General features: G+C 68.8%; 14 protein-coding genes. 3 read left to right on the top strand and 11 right to left on the bottom strand.

All coding sequences use genetic code 11. The features are described 5' to 3' along the window. The 7 genes from WS51_RS04075 to gtdA all read right to left on the bottom strand — a co-directional run bounded on the left by WS51_RS04075 (position 1) and on the right by gtdA (position 6,086). Positions 1-435, bottom strand: coding sequence for a YeeE/YedE family protein (locus WS51_RS04075; RefSeq protein ID WP_059798990.1), 435 nt, complete (start codon positions 433-435; stop codon positions 1-3). Continuing rightward, positions 425-775, bottom strand: coding sequence for an ArsR/SmtB family transcription factor (locus WS51_RS04070; RefSeq protein ID WP_059507264.1), 351 nt, complete (start codon positions 773-775; stop codon positions 425-427). The genes WS51_RS04075 and WS51_RS04070 overlap by 11 nt, the downstream gene beginning before the upstream one ends. A 125-nt stretch (positions 776-900) precedes the next feature. Then, entirely contained in the window at positions 901-2,262 is a 1,362-nt protein-coding gene (locus WS51_RS04065) for an MFS transporter (protein ID WP_069228637.1), read from the bottom strand. A 76-nt stretch (positions 2,263-2,338) separates the two neighbouring features. Beyond that, positions 2,339-3,547 (bottom strand): 3-hydroxybenzoate 6-monooxygenase, encoded by a 1,209-nt coding sequence (locus WS51_RS04060; protein WP_059540906.1) that lies wholly within the window; start codon positions 3,545-3,547, stop codon positions 2,339-2,341. 19 nt (positions 3,548-3,566) lie between these two features. After that, complete coding sequence (gene maiA / locus WS51_RS04055) at positions 3,567-4,208, bottom strand: maleylacetoacetate isomerase (RefSeq protein ID WP_069228636.1); 642 nt, start codon at positions 4,206-4,208, stop codon at positions 3,567-3,569. A 34-nt stretch (positions 4,209-4,242) separates the two neighbouring features. Continuing rightward, the gene (locus tag WS51_RS04050) at positions 4,243-4,941 is read right to left on the bottom strand and encodes a fumarylacetoacetate hydrolase family protein (protein ID WP_069228635.1); all 699 of its coding nucleotides are present in this window, start codon (positions 4,939-4,941) and stop codon (positions 4,243-4,245) included. 98 nt (positions 4,942-5,039) lie between these two features. After that, entirely contained in the window at positions 5,040-6,086 is a 1,047-nt protein-coding gene (gtdA, locus tag WS51_RS04045; protein ID WP_069228634.1) for a gentisate 1,2-dioxygenase, read from the bottom strand. A gap of 164 nt (positions 6,087-6,250) precedes the next feature. On the opposite strand from gtdA, the gene WS51_RS04040 reads away from it, so the two are divergent. Continuing rightward, positions 6,251-7,195 carry a LysR substrate-binding domain-containing protein gene (locus WS51_RS04040; RefSeq protein WP_059808073.1) on the top strand — a complete coding sequence of 315 codons (945 nt, stop codon included), beginning with the start codon at positions 6,251-6,253 and terminating at the stop codon, positions 7,193-7,195. A 41-nt stretch (positions 7,196-7,236) separates the two neighbouring features. Here WS51_RS04040 and WS51_RS04035 read toward each other — a convergent pair whose 3' ends face one another. From WS51_RS04035 to WS51_RS04020, 4 genes are read right to left on the bottom strand one after another with little or no spacing between them, the layout of a single operon-like run. Continuing rightward, a complete protein-coding gene (locus WS51_RS04035; RefSeq protein ID WP_069228633.1) occupies positions 7,237-8,505 on the bottom strand; it encodes an NAD(P)/FAD-dependent oxidoreductase in 1,269 nt (422 codons plus the stop codon). Beyond that, positions 8,502-8,735 carry a 2Fe-2S iron-sulfur cluster-binding protein gene (locus tag WS51_RS04030; RefSeq protein ID WP_059450582.1) on the bottom strand — a complete coding sequence of 78 codons (234 nt, stop codon included), beginning with the start codon at positions 8,733-8,735 and terminating at the stop codon, positions 8,502-8,504. The genes WS51_RS04035 and WS51_RS04030 overlap by 4 nt, the downstream gene beginning before the upstream one ends. Further along, entirely contained in the window at positions 8,732-9,862 is a 1,131-nt protein-coding gene (locus WS51_RS04025; protein ID WP_059540892.1) for an NAD(P)/FAD-dependent oxidoreductase, read from the bottom strand. The genes WS51_RS04030 and WS51_RS04025 overlap by 4 nt, the downstream gene beginning before the upstream one ends. Next, positions 9,859-10,791, bottom strand: a complete 933-nt coding sequence (locus WS51_RS04020) for a 4-hydroxyproline epimerase (RefSeq protein ID WP_059539512.1) — start codon at positions 10,789-10,791, stop codon at positions 9,859-9,861. The genes WS51_RS04025 and WS51_RS04020 overlap by 4 nt, the downstream gene beginning before the upstream one ends. Positions 10,792-11,039: 248 nt before the next feature. On the opposite strand from WS51_RS04020, the gene WS51_RS33030 reads away from it, so the two are divergent. Together WS51_RS33030 and WS51_RS04005 are read left to right on the top strand one after the other, a co-directional pair. Beyond that, positions 11,040-11,162 carry a hypothetical protein gene (locus tag WS51_RS33030; RefSeq protein ID WP_257785632.1) on the top strand — a complete coding sequence of 41 codons (123 nt, stop codon included), beginning with the start codon at positions 11,040-11,042 and terminating at the stop codon, positions 11,160-11,162. Between the two features lie 235 nt (positions 11,163-11,397). Further along, positions 11,398-13,023 (top strand): APC family permease, encoded by a 1,626-nt coding sequence (locus tag WS51_RS04005; protein ID WP_059507254.1) that lies wholly within the window; start codon positions 11,398-11,400, stop codon positions 13,021-13,023. Positions 13,024-13,053: the final 30 nt, after the last annotated feature.

Here is a 13,053-nt window from a genome sequence, read left to right as displayed (position 1 = left end):
TCAGCCTCCGATCATGTGCCGTCGCACGAATACGGTCGCAAAACCCGCGACCATGAATACCGCCGTCGCGACGATCGATCTCGCCGCACCGCGCGACAACCCGCAGACGCCGTGACCGCTCGTGCATCCGCCCGCATAGCGCGTGCCGATCCCGACCAGCAGGCCGGCCGCCAGCAGCTCGCCCCAGCCCGCATCGACCTGCGGCGTCATGACGGCGCCGACGATACGCATCATCAGCGGCGCGGCAATCATCCCGCCGACGAATGCGGCACGCCAGCCGCGCTCGGCTGCGCCGGCCGTGAACAAGCCGCCGACGATGCCGCTGATCCCGGCGATCCGTCCGTTGAACGCCACGAGCCACGCGGCAGCGAGCCCGATCAGCACACCGCCTGCAAGCGACAGCCACGGTGTGAAATGAAGCACATCAACGCGCATGGCGGGCCTCCTTCGCGGGCGCGCCGCAGAACTGTTCGTACAGCACGCCCATCACCGCGATCACGGCCGGGCTGTCGAGCGAATAGTGGATGTTCTTGCCTTCACGGCGCGTGCGGACCAATGCGTTGTCCCGCAACACGCCGAGCTGCTGCGACAGCGTCGGCTGGCGGATATCCAGCCGCGTCTCGAGGTCGCTTACGCAGCGTTCGCCCTGCGACAGCTCGCACAGCAGCAGCAACCGGTCAGGATTGGACAGCACCTTGAGCAGCGCGCATGCCGATTCGGCGGCAGCGCGCATCTGGTCGGGCTCGGGCAGCCCGGTAGAGGGGGCGGTGTTCATGAGGGTGACGGCAAACGATTAACGAAACGATATTATATATATTTATATAACGTAGAGTCGTACTTTCGTTCGATGCCGTCAGATGATGGCGCCATCGACAATGGCCGCACCCTGCCCCTTGCTCACTACGCCTGCTCACCGGCAATTGTCTCGGCTGCCGCCGTGCGCTTCGCGCCCGCCCGCACCGCGCCGAGCACGAGCACCGCGATGCCGGCGATCACGCAAGGCACCGCGACGAACGCGAACGCGGTCGACAACGGCAGCCCCGTCGCGAGCATCGCACCGCCCGCCATCGAGCCGACGACGGACCCGCCGCGGCCGATCCCGTTCGCCCAGCTCACGCCCGTGGTCCGGCATTCGGTCGGATAGAACGCCGCCGACAGCGCATTCACGCCGACCTGCGAACCCGATACGCAGAAGCCGGCCGCGAACACGGCCAGTGCCGCGCCCATCGGCGATGCGGCCAGCACCCCGATGGCCGCGACGAACACACCCGCCGCCGAATAGCTGCATGCAAGTACGCGCTGCGGATCGAAGCGGTCCATCAGCCAGCCGAGCACGATCGCGCCGAGCGTGCCGCCGACCTGGAACATCGCGGTCACGCGCGCGGCCGTCTGCAGCGTCGCGCCGGTCGTGCGCAACAACGTCGGCAGCCAGCTCGACAGCAGGTAGATGACGAGCAGGCTCATGAAGAAGGTCAGCCACAGCAACAGCGTGCCGCGCAGCAGGTCGGCAGCGAACAGCCGCCCGAGCGGCGACCCGGCCGGCTTGCCGCGCGGCGCGACGAACGACGCGTGCGCAAGCTGCGGATCCGGTGCGATGCGCGCGAGCATCGCCGCGATCCGCTCGCGCGGCGCGCCGGTATTGACGAGGTAGCGCACCGACTCAGGCAGTCGCCACGCGAGCATCGGCAGGAGCAGCAGCGGCGCGGCACCGCCGACGACGAGCACCGCGCGCCAGCCGTCGCGTTCGATCAGCGACGCGGCCGCGAGCCCGCCGAGGGCCGAGCCGATCGTGAAACCGCAAAACATCGTCGTCACGAGCAACGAGCGCCGCCGCGCGGGGCAATACTCGGACGTCAGCGTGATCGCATTCGGCATCGCGCCGCCGAGCCCGAGGCCCGTCACGAAGCGCCATGCGATCAGTTCGGTCAAGCCGCCCGCACTCGCCGACGCCGCACTCGCGATACCGAAGCACACGACACAGGCGAGCAGCAGGCGCTTGCGGCCGAACCGGTCGCCGAACGGGCCGAACGCGAGCGCGCCGGCCATCAGTCCGGCGAGTCCGGCGCCGAATACCGGCGCGAGTTGCGCGGGCGACAGCCCCCATTCCGCGCGAATGACGGGGGCGATGAAGCCGATCGATGCCGTGTCGAAACCGTCGATCGCGACGATCAGGAAGCACAGCACGACGATCGCGACCTGAAACGGCGCGACGCGATGCCGGTCGATCCATTCGCTGACGTCGATGGACAGCGTATTGGCCATGATGATGTCTCCTCCATGAAGGCGGTCGCGCGCGATGTCATTGGAATGCGCGCCGCCGGATTCGGGCTGAAGCGCGTCAGGCGACGGTCTTCAGGCAATCCTCCGCGCGCCAGCCGTGCAGCCAGTCCAGCGCGTCGTAGAACTGCGCCTGCGTGCGACCGATCCACAGCCCATTGCGCACCTGCCGCTCGACGCCCTTCGCGTGATAGATCCGTCCCATCTCGCGCGCCGAATACAGCACGCGTGCGGTGCGCGGAATCCGCGCGCGTTCGTACAGCGCAAACGCAGCCTCGAAGTCGCCGTCGCGCTGCGCGACGGCCGCGCCGAGCGTCACCGCATCCTCGAGCGCCTGGCACGCGCCCTGCGCGATGTATTGCGTCATCGGATGAGCGGCGTCGCCGAGCACCGTCGCGCGGCCCGCGCTCCAGCGCTCGACCGGGTCGCGATCGGCGGTCGCCCAGCGCTTCCACGATGTCGGCCGATCGAGCATCTGCTTCGGCAGCGGGTGGATGCCGTCGAAGTACGACAGCACTTCCTCCTTGCTGCCGTCGCGCACGCCCCAGGTTTCCTGCTCGCGGCTGTGGAAGGTGACGACCAGGTTGTATTGCCGTCCGCCGCGCAGCGGGTAGTGAACGAGATGGCAATGCGGGCCGGCCCACACGACCGGCGCATTGATCTGCAGATCCTTCGGCATGTTGTCGACGTCGACGACCGCGCGGTAAACGACGTGCCCCGTCACGCGATGCGCATCGCCGATCAGCGCCTGCCGGATCGCGGACTTCACGCCGTCGCAGCCGATCACCGCGTCGGCACGATAACGCTCGCCGTGCTGATCGATCACGGTCACGCCGTTGCCGTCCTGCTCGAACCCGCACACCTGCGTGCTGGTCCGGAATTCGATCAGCGGATGATCCTTCACGGCCTCGTAGATCGACAGGTGGATGTCCGCGCGATGGATCACCGCATACGGGTTGCCGAAGCGTTCGCGATACGCGGCGCCCGTATCGATGCACGCGACTTCCCGCGCATCGAGCGCATCCATCAGTTGCAGCCGGTCGGTGAACACCGCGCGAGCACGTGCCGCCTCCCCGACGCCCAGCGCGTCGAGCGCATTGAACGCATTCGCGGCGAGCTGGATGCCCGCGCCGATCTCGCCGATTTGCGCGGCTTGTTCGAGCAGCTTCACGCGAATGCCCTGGCGCGCGAGCGCCAGCGCCGTCGCGAGCCCGCCGATGCCGCCGCCGATCACGAGTACGCGTCGGCCAGTATTTTGTGTCTCGCCCATGTCTGTCTCCTGCTTCGTGTTACGCGACGTAGTCGGGTTGCCGCATCGGCTGCGCCGCGTCGAACGCCGGCTCGCGCCGCGCGTGTTCATGAACCGCGAGGCTGCGCGGATAGGCGCTCAGGTCGCAATCCATCCGCAGCGCGTTCGCGACCTGCGGCACGAGGCAGACGTCCGCGAGCGTCGGCGCATCGCCGAAACACCACGGGCCCGTGTCCGCGCGCGCGAGCAGGCGTTCGACGCCGGCCATGCCTTCCGCGATCCAGTGCCGGTACCAGGCCGTCTTCTGCTGCGGTGTGACCTGCAGTTCGCTGTCGAGATAGCGCAGCACGCGCAAGTTGTTGACCGGATGGATGTCGCACGTGATCAGCGTCGCGAGTTCCAGCACGCGTGCGCGCTGCTGCGGCTCCAGCGGAATCAGCCGCGGTACCGGATGAATCTGGTCGAGGTAGTCGATGATCGCCAGCGACTGCCCGAGACGGAAATCGCCGTCGACCAGCGCCGGCACCGACGCCGACGGGTTCACCCGCGCGACGTAGTCGGCCTCGCGGTGCTCGCCCGTGCGAATGTTTACGGGCAGCGTGTCGTACGACAGTCCTTTCAGCGCGAGCGCGATGCGCACCCGATAGGAGGTCGAACTGTTGAAGAAGCTATGCAGTTGCACGATGTGGCCTTTCGATGAAATCGGGGAACGTGCGTCAGACCACGCGCACGGTGAGTTCGCCGAGACGCTCGACGCCGACCTTCATCACGTCGCCCTTGACCACCGCGCCGACGCCTTCCGGCGTGCCGGTAAAGATCACGTCGCCCGGTTCGAGGCGGAAGAACTTCGACAGGTCGGCCACGGTTTCGGCGACCGACCAGATCAGGTGCGACACGTCGCTCTTCTGCTTCGTCGTGCCGTTGACCGTCAGCCACAGGCCGGCGTGCTCGAAGTGACCGACTTCGCTCGCGGGATGCACGGGGCCGATCGGCGCGGAACGATCGAACGCCTTGCCGATTTCCCACGGCCGGCCCATCTCGCGCATCTTCATCTGCAGGTCGCGGCGCGTCATGTCGAGTCCGACCGCGTACCCCCACACGTGCTCGAGCGCGCTTTCGAGCGGAATGTCCGAACCGCCCTTGCCGATCACCGCGACCAGTTCGGCTTCGTAGTGGCAGTTCTGCGTCTGTGACGGATACGCGAGATCGAGCGTTTCGCCGTAGGCGACCGGCACGATCGAGTCGGCGGGCTTGCAGAAGAAGAACGGCGGTTCGCGATCGGGATCGAAGCCCATTTCGCGCGCATGGGCCGCGTAGTTGCGGCCGACGCAGTACACGCGGCGGACCGCGAAACGGGCGTTGCTGCCGGCGACGGGAAGCGCCACCGGCGCTTCGGGCGGGAAAACGTAAGTCATGAACGGCTCCAGCGTAGACATGAAGGAAGGAACGCGCGCCGCCTCGGCGGCGCATCGGACGAATCCGGGATATCGAAAAATCGCGCCGACCGGCGGCGTCACTCGCGCACTTCGCGCAACAGGTTCAGCGCGGACAACACAGGCCGGTCGGAATAGCTGAACAACACGGAGTCGGACGAGGCCGCCAGCCGCACCGGCGCCCACGACGGCGCTACGAAGATGTCGTGCGGCTCGAATGCGAACGCATCGCCGCCGATGCGCGCGGTGCCGCTGCCTTCGACGACGCAGTAGATCGTCGCGTCGGTGCTGCGATACGTGCGGCCGTCGAAGCCGGCCGGCAGGAACTGCATGAAGGTCGCGATCGTCGGCATCGGCCAGCCGCCCGTCGCGGGATTCACGTAGCGCAGTTTCACGCCGTCCCACGCGTCGAGCTCGCCGTTGCGGTACAGCGCGTCGAGGGCCTCGCGGGTGCGTGCGTACGGATAGCTGAACACCGGCGACGTCGGGTCGCTCACGCGATGGCGCACCGGCACCATGTTGTGGCCGAAGCGCGCGAAGCTGTCGCCTTCCGCGCGGCTGACGGGCTGCTCGGCCTCCGGGTAATTCTCCGCGAAGCCCGCATCGAGGCTCCCGACGAGCGGAATGTCGAGCCCGTCGAGCCACACGACGGGCTCGCCGCCATCTTCCACCGACGGGTTGCCGTGGTCGTGCCACGCCCACGACGGCGTGATGATGAAGTCGCCTGGATGCATCGTCGTGCGCTCGCCGTTCACGGCCGTCCACGCGCCCTTGCCCTCGACGATGAAGCGCAACGCCGACTGCGTATGCCGATGGCTCGGCGCGATCTCGCCCGGCAGGATCAATTGCAAGCCGGCATACAGGCTCGGTGTCATGCTCGACTTGCCGGGCAGCCCCGGGTTCTCCAGCACCAGCACGCGGCGCACGGCCTCCTCCGCGCTGATCACGCCGCCGGCCTGCATCACGAGGTCGCGCACCTGCGCGTACTTCCAGATCGCGGCTTGCGCGGCCGGCTGCGGCGTCTTCGGCACGAGGTTGTGCAGCGACTCCCACAATGGCGCAAGGCGCTGTTCGGCGATCCGTGCGTAATAGTCGGCGCGGGACGTATCCGGGTGTCGGCTGGTCATGATGTCTCCTTGGGGCGGCCGATCGCGTTCGGCGCTGTGTCGGGTCGAGGACCGCGTGCTTCAGTCCGTTGGCCCATTTATATTCGACGCAGACATACCCGGTAAAATGGCGAAATCATCTAATCCATATTATTTTGGATATATCTCCTGACACGGAGCACACGATGGACTGGACCTACCGGCTGCGATTACGGCACCTCCAGGTGCTGCTGAGCCTCGCCAGCACCGGCAACCTGAGCCAGTCGGCGGCAGCGCTCGCGACGACCCAGCCCGCGCTGTCGAAATGGCTGAAGGAGCTGGAAGAGGATGTCGGGCTGCCGCTGTTCGAGCGGCACGCGCGCGGCCTGCGGCCGACGGCCTACGGCGATGCGCTGATCGAGCACGCGCGCCGCGTCGAGGCGCAGCTCGACGTCGCGCGCGACGACATGGCGGCGCTGCGCGAAGGCGGCAGCGGCCTGGTCACGATCGGCACGTCGGGCGTCGCGGCCGCCGATACGGTGCCGCTCGCGGTGTCGCAGTTGCTCAAGCGGATGCCGCGCGCGCAAGTGCGTCTCGCCGAAAGCACGATGAACCAGCTGATGCCGCAACTCGCGCGCGGCGAACTGGACATCGTCGTCGGCCGCTCGGGCTCCGCGTCCGTCGATCCGCACCTGCACGCCGAAGCGCTGTACGTCGATCCGGTGGTGTTCGTCGCGCGGCCGGATCATCCGCTCGTCGGCGCGGCCTGTGTCGGCTGGGACGAGGTGCTGGCCTACTCATGGATCGTCTGGCCGTCGGGCACCCCCGTGCACAACGCGCTGCAAGTCGCGCTGACGGCCGCGGGCCGCGTGCAGCCTCCGCACTGTGTCGAATCGAATTCGTCGATCCTGAACCTCACGTTGCTGAACAACACCGACCTGCTGGGCGTCGCGTCGCATCGCGCCGCGCGGCGCTTCGAGCAGTTGAACGCGATCCGCATCCTGCCGATGCGGCTCGAGGGCCAGGGCGCGGTGTCGATGTACTGGCATCCCGACAGCGCGAATCGCGCGGCCGTCGCTGCCGCGATCGAGTGCCTGCGTGCCTGTGCGGCACCGCAGGTCGGCGGATGGGAGAAAGTGAAGGAGGAGTGAATGGCGAGGCGGCCGGAACCGGACCGCCTCGCGCTGGCGCGTCAGGCGCCGTCGCAGGACGCCGTGTCGTCCAGCATCAGCGTGCCGACGCGCGCGGGCACGAGCGGCGTGCGCGGCACCGGCGGCGTCCAGCCGAACAATGCCTGCGCGGCTGCGCCGCATACACGGCCCTGGCATGCGCCCATTCCGCAGCGCGTCAGCAGCTTCGCGGCCGTCCAGCCCGACGCCGGCGCGATCGCGTCGAAGCGCACGTCCTCGCAACGGCACAGTAGCGTATCGGGCCGCGCGAGCCGGCGAATCGGCTCGCGGATCGCGAAGCGTTCGCGCACCGAATCCGCGAACGCCTGCCAGCGCGCGCGCTGGGCAATCAGCCCGTCCAGCGGCGCCTTCTGCCCGGTGGCCGCACAGCCTGCAATCTCGCCTTCGACCATCGCCAGTTCGCTGCCGCCGACACCCGTGCACTCGCCCGCCGCGAAACAGCCTTCGCGGCTCGTGCGCTGGTGCGCATCGACCGCGACCGCGCCGTTCTCGATCCGGCAGCCGAGATGGCTCGGCAGCACGGTGTTCGGCACGAGGCCGAAGCCGCATGCGAGCCGGTCGCAATCGACCTCGAACTCGCGCTCGCCCTGCCGGATCCGCACGCGTTCGAGCCGCTGGTCGCCGAACGCCTCGACGACGTGTGCGCCGGGCCGGTAGGTGGCCGTGACGAGCTTCGCGGCCTGCGCGAGTTTCGACGGCCAGCGCCACAACCCCGCGCCGAAGCCGGCAACATCGCTCCACGCGGCCTGTTCGAGCACGTGCGACACCTGCGCGCCGGCCTGACGTGCGGTCGCCGCGCTCGCGAGCAGCAGCGGGCCGCTGCCGGCGATGACGATGCGCTGCCCGCGCACGTCGAGGCCGTACTTGATCAGCGCCTGCAGGCCACCCGCGCCGGTGACGCCCGGCACCGTCCAGCCGGGAAACGGCAGCAACAGCTCGCGCGCGCCACAGCACACGATCAGCGTGCGGAATTCGAGGAGAAACCCGCGTTCGTCGTCCTCCAGCAGCAGCGTGCCCGGCTGCGTTTCCGCGACGATGCGCGTGGCCGCCAGGTGCGTGACGTTCGGCCGACGCAGCACGGCAAGGCGTTCCGCCGCGGCCGGCAACGGTGTCGCGGCCACCGCCTGACGCCAGATCTGCCCGCCCGCGCGCGGGTTGTCGTCGACGATCGCGACCGTCGCGCCGCTTCGTGCGGCGGCCCGCGCGGCCGACAATCCGGCCGGGCCCGCGCCGACGACGGCAACGTCGACGCTCAGTCGTTCCTGTTTCATCGCGTGCGCTCCACCCGCATCCCGTCGCGGCACAGCGTCTGGCAAGCCAGACGGCGACGGCCGTCGATCGTCATCCTGCACTCCTGGCAGATGCCCATACCGCAAAACGGCGCGCGCGCCGCACCCGTGCACGACACACGCGTCGTGTCGTCGCCGCTCGCCGCGACGGCGGCCGCGACGGTCACGCCGTCGGCCACCGTCAGCGCACGGCCGTCCAGATGAATGATCATGAAGAAAGCGCTCCGGCTACGTGGGACGCGGTCAGGAAACGTCCCGGCAAATACGGTTCGATGTCGATGGGCGGGCGTTCGCCGGTCATCAGCGCGGCAACGAGCCGCGCACTGCCCGGCGCGGTCGTCACGCCGAGCCCTTCGTGCCCGACCGCAAGCCACACGCCCGGCCGCGCCGGATGCTCGCCGAGCAGCGGCAGGCCGTCGGGGCTCGCGGAGCGAAAGCCCGTCCATGCGCGAATGCCGTTCAGATCGGCCAGATCAGGCAGGTAGCCGGCCGCACGGCGCAGCATGCGCGCGAGGACCGGCGGCTCGACGCGTGCGTCTTCGGTGTCGAACTGGCGCGAAGAGCCGATCAGGAGCTGGCCGGTGGGCCGCGGCTGCACGTTGAACGCGACCGACGTGCCATCGCTCGCATGCGCGCTCGCCGCATAGCCGAGCTCGACGAGCTGGTGCGACACCTGGCCCGGGTAGCGATCGGTGATCAGCAAATGCCCCTTCTTCGGGCGCAGCGGCAATTCGGGTAACAGCGTGCGCGCGGCGACGCCGTTCGCGACGACGACACGTTCCGCACGCAGCGTGTCGCCGCTCGCGAGCGTCACGCTCGGGCCGTCGACCGCCACCGCGCGATCGCGCCGCGACGTGATGCCCGGCGCGCGTTGCAACAGCCAGCTCGCGGCGACGGGCGCATAGAGAATCGCGTCACCGGGAATTTTCAGCGCGCCGCCGAGGCCCGCACGCAGCATCGGCTCCAGCCGCGCGAGCGTCGCCGCGTCGATCAGCTCGCCCGCCACGCCGTGCGCGGCGAGCGTCGCCTGCTTGGCACGCGCGAGGTCCATTTCATGCGCATCGGCAGCGAGCCACAGCGTGCCGCAGTTGCGGTACGCGCAGCCTTCCGGCATCTCGCCGGCGAGCGCGCGCCACAATTCGATCGAGTAATGGCTCAGCGCGAGCTCCGCCGCGTTGTCGTCCATCGCGACGAGGTGGCCCATGCCGGCGCCGGTCGCGCCGCCGCTCGCGTCGTCGACGACGAGCACGCGCAGCCCGCGCTGCGCGAGTTCATGCGCACACGCCGCGCCGACGATGCCGGCGCCGATCACGACGACGTCGGTCCGGGTCTCGCTCACGACACGATGCCCCAGCCGAACGGATCGTCCTCCTCGATCAGCAGCGTCGCTTCCGCGCTCAGGTGCGCGCTGCCGCGAATCGTCGGCACGATGCCGCCGTCGGCCTGCGCATAGCTCGCATGGAACACGCTGCCGATCACGCTCGCCTGCCGCCACACGACGCCCGGTTCGAGCTTGCCGTCGGCCGCGAGGCAAGCAAGCTTCGCGCTCGTGCCGGTGCCGCACGGCGAACGGTCGTACGCATGGCCCGGGCACAGCACGAAGCTGCGGCTGTCGTGCTCGGGATCGTCCGCGAACAGTTCGATATGGTCGATCTCGCCGCCGTTCGCGCCGGTGATGCCCGCGCGCTCGAGCCCCGCGCGCACCGCGGACGCATACGCGGTCAGCGCCGCCACGTTGTCGCCGGCCACGCGCTGGCCGTGATCGCTGATCAGGAAGAACCAGTTGCCGCCCCACGCGATGTCGCCCTTCACGGGACCGTAACCCGGCACGTCGACGTCGACGGCCTTCGCGTGGCGGTACGCGAGCACGTTGCGCACGCTGACCGACAGGTCATCGTGCAGCGTGGCCTCGACGGTGCCGACCGGCGTTTCGATCCGGTGCACGCCCGGCTCGATGCGGCCCATGTGGTGCAGCGTGCGCACGACACCGATCGTGCCGTGCCCGCACATCCCGAGATAACCGCTGTTGTTGAAGAAGATCACGCCGGCCGCCGCCTCCGGCGACACGGGTTCGCACAGCAGCGCGCCGACCAGCACATCGCTGCCGCGCGGCTCGAGAATGCACGCGGTGCGATAGCGATCGTGCTCGCGCGCGAGCACGTCGCGGCGCTCGGCCATCGTGCCGTTGCCGAGCGAGGGAAAACCGGACACGACGAGCCGCGTGGGTTCGCCGCCCGTGTGCGAATCGATGATCTGGATGCGCTTCATCATGAGCCGTCCGAAGTGGGGAAAGGAGCATAGCTTCCTCCGTCGCGCGTCCGTCCGCTTGTGGCTTTTCGATGAGGACGACGACGAAATCGGCACAGTGAGGAACGCGTTTCGCTGCCCTTCCGGCCACTGTGCCGATTTCGTCATTTTGCTCCGCGATACGGCTCAAGCGTGATGGGCGTTTGCACGGCGATACTGGTTGCACGTCGACGCGCCCGTCGTCGACCGATACGAAGCAGGAGATTGCAGTGAGCCGAAACGCCATCCAGCGGGCCGACGTTGTGCCAGCCCTCAGCAACCGGTTCGTACCGGGCGCTTCCATCGCGTTCGACGCCGCGCATCGCGCCGAGCGCAGCCGCGCGAACCGCTGACCGATTTCCCCCCGGCGGTGCAACGGCCTCCCCCCGTTGCATCGCCACTTCCGTGTCCGGCATGCCCGGCACGGGCCCGTTCGCCGTGGCGCCTGCCCGCGCCGCGCCTGAACGGGCCCCGGCCCGCCCCGGTCGTTCGAACCGGTCGCACGCCGGCCGGCAGGTGTTGCGCCGCTGCTCCGTCGGAGCGCGGCGCAAGCCGCACCTGCCCCGATATTTCCCAGGAGACAAACCCATGCCAGGTCAAGGCAACACCCACCCGTCCGTCCCGCTTTCCCGTTCCGTGCCCGCCGACGGTGGGCACGGCAAGTTCAAGAAGCAGCTGTCGCTGACCGACCTCACGTTCATCGGCCTCGGTGCGATCTTCGGTTCGGGCTGGCTGTTCGCCGCGAGTCACGTGTCGACGATCGCCGGCCCGGCCGGCATCTTCTCGTGGCTGCTCGGCGGCTTCGCGGTGCTGCTGCTCGGCATCGTCTACTGCGAACTCGGCGCCGCACTGCCGCGCGCGGGCGGCGTGGTCCGCTACCCGGTGTTCTCGCACGGCCCGCTGCTCGGCTACCTGATGGGCTTCATCACGCTGATCGCATTCTCGAGCCTGATCGCGATCGAAGTGGTCGCGGCGCGCCAGTATGCGGCCGCGTGGTTCCCCGGCCTCACGAAGGCCGGATCGAGCGACCCGACGACGATCGGCTGGCTCGTGCAGGCCGCGCTGCTCTGCTTCTTCTTTTACCTGAACTATTCGAGCGTGAAGACGTTCGCGAAGGCGAACAACATCATCAGCATCTTCAAGTTCATCGTGCCGCTGTCGGTGATCGCGGTGCTCTTCACGTTCTTCAAGCCCGCCAACCTGACCGTGCACGGTTTCGCGCCGTTCGGCATGCCGGGCATCGAGATGGCCGTGTCGGCCGGCGGCATCATCTTCGCGTATCTCGGCCTCACGCCGATCGTGTCGGTCGCGAGCGAAGTACGCAATCCGCAGCGCACGATCCCGATCGCGCTGATCCTGTCGATCCTGCTGTCCACGCTGATCTACGTGCTGCTGCAGCTCGCGTTCATCGGCAGCATCCCGACCGACATGCTGGCCGCCGGCTGGCATGACGTGAGCAAGGCCTTCTCGCTGCCGTACCGCGACATCGCGCTGGCGCTCGGCGTGGGCTGGCTCGCGGTGATGGTGGTCGCCGACGCGATGATCTCGCCGAGCGGCTGCGGCAACATCTACATGAACGCGACGCCGCGCGTCGTCTACGGCTGGGCAAAGACGGGCACGTTCTTCAAGGTGTTCACGCGTGTCGACGAGGCATCGGGCATCCCGCGCGCGGGCCTGTGGCTCACGTTCGGCCTCGCGATCTTCTGGACCATGCCGTTCCCGTCGTGGGAAGCGCTGATCAACATCGTGTCGGCCGCGCTGGTGCTGAGCTATGCGGTCGCGCCCGTGTCGGTCGCCGCGCTGCGCCGCACCGCGCCCGGCCTGCCGCGGCCGTTCCGCGCGGTGGCGTTCGGCATCACCGGCCCCGCGTCGTTCGTGATCGCCGCGCTGATCGTCTACTGGTCGGGCTGGGACACGGTGTCCTGGCTGCTCGGCCTGCAGATCGTGATGTTCGTGATCTACCTCGCATGTCGCCGCTGGGTGCCGACCGCGCACCTGAGCCTCGCCGAGCAGGTGCGCTCGTCGGCATGGCTGATCGCGTTCTATGCGGCCATGATCGTGCTGTCGTACTTCGGCGGCTTCGGCGGCACCGGCCAGCTCGCCCATCCGTACGACACGGTCGTCGTCGCGGCCGTCGCGCTCGTCATCTACTACTGGGGCGCCCACACCGGCATCCGCTCCGACAAGCTGCAGCTCGAGGACGACGAAGGCTGACGCGCCCGCTTTCCCCTTTCCACCCCGGCC

It is taken from the genome of Burkholderia territorii (assembly GCF_001718335.1).
GTDB classification, from domain to species: Bacteria; Pseudomonadota; Gammaproteobacteria; order Burkholderiales; family Burkholderiaceae; genus Burkholderia; species Burkholderia territorii.
The sequence above is the reverse complement of the archived record's forward strand: the minus strand, read 5'-3'. Positions and strand labels throughout refer to the sequence as shown.